This is a genomic window from Phenylobacterium sp. (assembly GCF_031412415.1).
In the GTDB taxonomy this organism is placed as follows: domain Bacteria; phylum Pseudomonadota; class Alphaproteobacteria; order Caulobacterales; family Caulobacteraceae; genus Phenylobacterium.
On the sequence record NZ_JANOCX010000319.1, the window covers coordinates 1 to 4,722 of the forward strand.

The 4,722-nt window shown below is 66.5% G+C and carries 2 protein-coding genes; both read left to right on the plus strand.

The features are described from left to right. On the plus strand, positions 1–3,365 hold a 3,365-nt coding region (locus RMO04_RS15625), incomplete at its 5' end, for a TonB-dependent receptor (RefSeq protein ID WP_309645697.1). Positions 3,366–3,382: 17 nt separating this feature from the next. Then, on the plus strand, positions 3,383–4,722 hold a 1,340-nt coding region (locus tag RMO04_RS15630; protein WP_309645698.1), incomplete at its 3' end, for a phosphoesterase.

Sequence of the window (4,722 nt, forward strand, 5' to 3'; positions counted from 1 at the left end):
CGTGGCTCGACAGCGACATCGACGACGACTTCGGCTCGCGGCGCTTCAACGACCAGTCGGACTATGTGTTCAACGTCGGCTTCATCCACGACATCCCAACCTGGGGCGCGGCCTTCGGGGCCACCTACCGCAAGCAGGGCGACGCCTTCGGCCGCATCGTCGGCGAGGAGGTCACCACCTCCTACGGCGCCGATCTGGAAGTGTTCGTCGAAAAGCGCTTCGGGAAGAATTTCGTCCTGCGCCTGACCGGCGGCAATCTGCTGAACGCCTCCAAGGACGAGGTCTTCAACAAGTTCACGACGTTCGCCGACCAGCGTGCGCGCGACTTCGACGAGTACGAGGTCGAGACCGAGGAAGCTGGCCCGGTGTTCCAGCTCGTCGGTCGCGTGGCCTTCTCGGGGCTCAAGCCCTCGACCTCGGCCGCGCATGCGGCCGAGGCGCCTAGGAAACCGGCGCCCGGTGTGTCGATTCGGCACCGCCGGGCGCCTGCGACGCTCCCGGCTGGACGATTCGGGGTCGCATTATCGATCCGTCTCAAAGGTGTCGCCTCGGCGCCACAGGCCCTCACTAGACCGCCAGTCAGGTCTGGGTGGGGAATGACAATGGCTATCGAGATGAGCGGGCTGCGAGCCCTGCTGATGGCGTCCGTCGCGGCGGGCGGGGTTCTGCTGGGATCACCGGCCCTGGCCCAGGACGCCGTGGGCGCCGAAGGCGCGGAGGTGGGCGAACTGGTGGTGATCGGCCGGCCGATCGCCGAGTCCGAAGCCGCGGCGCTCCAGATCCAAAGGGAATCCCCGTCGCTGGTCAGCGTCATCGCCGCCGACTCCGTGGGCCGGCTTCCCGACCAGAACATCGCCTTCGCCATCGGCCGGCTCTCGGGCGTCGCCATCGAGCGCGATCAGGGCCAGGCGCGCTACGTCAACCTGCGCGGCGCCAAGATCAACTGGACGACACTGTCCTTCGATGGCCTCTCCGTGGTGAGCCCGGAGGGCCGGGCCTCGCGCTTCGACAACATCCCCTCGGCCCTGGCCAGCCAGATCGTCGTCAGCAAGGCGGTCACGCCCGACATGCCGGGCGACACGGTGGCCGGTAACGTCAACATCATCACCCGCAGCGCCTTCGACTTCCCCGGCATGCACTTCGCGGCCAAGGCGGCGGCGGGCTATGTGGCCCTTGGCGGCGGTGAGGAGACCGACCTCAGCCTGCTGTTCTCGAACCGCTTCCTGGACGACAAGCTGGGCTTGGTCCTGCAGGCCTCGAAGTACACCCGCAACATGGTGACCGACAATTTCGAGACCGACCCGTGGCAGACGGCCGGCGCCGGCCGCGACGCCCGACCGGGTTCCGAGACGCGCCGCTGGGCGCGGGAGTACGAGAACAAGCTCTATCGCCTGACGCGCGCCAATATTGGCGGCTCGGCCAAGCTCGAGTACCAGTTCGACGACAATAATCAGGTCTTCGCCAGCTCGATCTACACCGACTATCAAGACGAAGAGCTGCGCAGCAACTACATTTTCCGGTTCGACAATGGCGCGACGACGGCGACGGGGGCCTGTCCGGCGGTCCCGGCGCCCCAGACCACCAGCGGCTTCGCCGACGTTTGCAACGGCAACACGCCCGATAAGGGCATCGTCTACGGCGTCCAGCTGACCCCGAACTTCAACTCGCTGGAGTCATCGGAATACACCTGGACCAACACCCTGGGCGGCGAGCACAATTTCAGCGGCTGGGACCTGTCCTGGCGCCTGAACTACACCCAGACCGAGGACGGCCAGAACGCGCCTTCGCGCAGCAACTTCGCCAGTCCGGCGACGCTGACCGACCGCCCGACCGTGGAGTACGACTTCACCGACGACGACAATCACACCGTCCGGCTCTACCGCACGATCCTGACCGGCACGGTTCGCTCCAGGGGCGCGCGAGAGTTCTCCATCGACGCCTTCCCGATCGTTCCGACCGGCACGGCGATCTCCACCACCGACGCGGGCGATCCGACCTTCGCCTATACCGGCAAGTTCGACGCGGGCCGCGATCTGGAGCTGATGGGCAGTCCCTTCAGCGTCAAGTTCGGCGGCCTCTACTCGGTTCGCACCAAGAAGCATGAGGAAAAGACTTACAGCGCGACGTCGGCCCAGCTCACCGCCGCCGGGCGTGCCTTCACCTTCGACATGATCCGCAACAACAAGCCGTTCCAGGGCGACATCGCCCTGGGCTACGATTTCGACTACTTCTCCAAGAGCGCCCTGGACAACTTCGCCGGCGAACTCTTGAGGGCGGGCGTGCTGCGACTGCAGGACACCAGCTCCAACTACTATCGCGTCCAGGAAAAGATCCTCTCCGGCTACGCCATGGGCACGCTGGAGCGTGACTGGGGCAATATCGTCGCCGGGGTCCGCGTCGAGCGGACCGAGAACACCGGGGAGGCCTTCGTGACCCTGGGCGGCGTTCGCCAGATCATCACCGCCGAGAACGACGACGTCCTGGTGTTCCCCAGCGCGCACATCAACTGGGACCTGAACGACGAGATGAAGGTTCGCGTCGGCGTGACCACCGGCGCGTCACGACCCGACTATGACGAGCTGCGGCCGAACTTCAGCTTCAACGACTCGACCCAGACGATCTCCGGCGGCAATCCGGACGCGGGGCCTGAAAAAGCCATCGGGGTCGACGCCTATTTCGAGTGGTACATGCAGCCGCGCGGCTACTTCTCGTTTGGGGTCTACTACAAGGACCTGAAGGATGTGCTGTTCTCGGCGGCCGACGTATTCGGAAGCCCGCTGCTCAACTCGGGCGGCGTCGACCGGTCGGGCTATACCCTGACAACGCTGCGCAACGGCGGCGACGGCTATATCCGGGGCCTGGAAGTGGCCTACTCGCAATCGATCGAAAGCTACACCGAGCGCATGGGCTTGCCCGATTGGGTGGGCGGTTTCGGGTTCCAGGGCAATATCACGCTCAATGACTCCGAGGTCACGGTGCCGCGGGCCGGCACGGTGCCGGAACGCAAAATCCCGCTGACCGGGTCGTCGGACCTCGTCTACAACGCCTCGATCTACTACGAGAAGTACGGTCTCTCGGCGCGACTGGCCTACCAGTTCCGCACCGAGTGGGGCCAGTCGGTCGGCGAGTACCAGGTGCTGAACGGGGCCGTGGTCCCGGTCACCAACGGCGACGTCTACTGGGACGACGACGAAGAACTCGACCTCTCGATCCGCTACAGCTTCAACGAGCACTACGAGTGGTTCTTCGACGCGGTGAACCTCACCAACGACGCGGGCCGCCGCTATGGCGCCGACCCCGGCCATCCGATCGAGCATGAAACCTTCGGCCGCCGCTACATCATGGGCGTGCGCGTCAACTTCTGATCGAACGGTCCAAGGCTATGAAACGTCAAGTCCTGTGGGTCCTGCCCCTGGTCCTCGCGGCGACCTCGGCGCAGGCCCACGGCCTGCACGCCGGGGCGCCGCCGCCGGCGGACGCCGCCGCGGTCTCGCCCAAGGACCGGCGGTGGCTGGCGGGTGACCACCACATCCACAGCCGCTTCAGCGCCGACTACAGGGAAGGCGCCGATCCGGCCCAGCCGCCCGCGCCGGTCCTGGGCGCGGACGGCCGCTACGCCATTCCCACCAACGCCGAGATGGCGCGCAAGCATGGCCTGTCCTGGATGGTCTCCACCGACCATGGCGGGCCCAATCACTCAAAGCTGAACTATGACGAGGCCTATCCGGAACTGGTCCGATCCCGCGCCGAGGTGGCAGAGGTGCTGCAGTTCTACGGCATGGAGTTCGACACGCCGGGCGGCGATCACAGCAGCCTGATTGTTCCGCGCACCGACCAGGAGCGCGACGCCCTGCGGGACCTGGAAGGGCGTTTTTCCAAGCGCGACGCCTTCCCGCGTGACCCGGCCCGCGACACCGAGCCCAAGATGATCGAGGCGCTTACCTATATGAAGCGCCTGGAGAGCCCGCCGGTGGTGATCGCCAACCATCCGTCGCGGTCGGCCGCGACGCTCGGGGGCTATGGACTGTATACGCCTTCCGAGTTCCGCGACTGGAACGACACCGCGCCCAAGGTGGCGGTGGGGATGGAGGGCGCGCCGGGACATCAGGCCAGTGGGCTCAACCCGGATGGCTCGCCCGACCCGACGGGTGCGCGGGGCGGCTACAGAAACGCCCCGACCCTGGGCGGCTTCGACCAGATGACCGCCCGGCTTGGCGGCTTCTGGGACTCCATGCTGGGCGAGGGCCGGCGCTGGTGGGTGACCTCGACCTCGGACTCGCACCGCAACTTCCGGGACGGCGGCAACGACTTCTGGCCGGGGGAATACTCCAAGACCTATGTCCTGGCGGCGAAATCCTATGGCGATATTCTGGACGGCCTGAGGAACGGCCGGGTGTTCGTGACCACGGGCGACCTGATCTCCGAGCTCGAGATCACCGCGCGCGCCGGGGCGCGCAAGGCCGGTATCGGCGGGTCGCTCGGGGTCGAGCCAGGCCAGGACGTGACGGTGACGATCCGGCTGCGTGACCCTGCCGGCCCCAACCATGGCGGCCGCTCGCCTCAGGTCGTCCGCGTCGACCTCATCGTTGGCGACATCACCGGCCCCGCGAGCGATCGGCGTCAGGACACCAATCCGACGACCAAGGTCGTGAAGCGGTTCGCCGCCGTCGATTGGCGCCGCGAGGGCGAGCATCTGACCATGACCCACGTGCTGAAAGGCGT